General features: G+C 63.9%; 1 protein-coding gene. It reads right to left on the reverse strand.

Going from position 1 to position 327, the window contains the following annotated elements:
• Positions 1-327 (reverse strand): transferrin receptor-like dimerization domain-containing protein (locus GSQ77_RS17045; protein WP_216854917.1); only part of this gene is annotated, 327 nt, incomplete at both ends.

Here is a 327-nt window from a genome sequence, read left to right on the forward strand (position 1 = left end):
GAGTACTGATTGACCTCGGTCCAGCGGCGAGCCTCGATCGCTTCGCGTACCCCGGGCACGGTTTTGACGCCGTAGCCAGTGAGCATGCCAGGCGCATAGATCATGTGCTTGAACCAGGGGCGCCCGGGCAGGCCGTCGGGATCAGACAACGCCTGTTCCATCCGGCCCATCAGCTCGTTCAGTCGAAGCTCTTGCGTGGCCGGCATGTGGAAACCGGCAGCCGCACGCGTGTTGTACGCAGCCGTGTAGGCCTGCGCGCTTTGCTTGAGTTGCTTGGCGGCTTTATCCAGCGGCGCCAGATCAATGGCCGGGACGTCCGAATCGCGC

It is taken from the genome of Burkholderia sp. L27(2015) (genome assembly GCF_009765705.1).
Taxonomy (GTDB): domain Bacteria; phylum Pseudomonadota; class Gammaproteobacteria; order Burkholderiales; family Burkholderiaceae; genus LMUX01.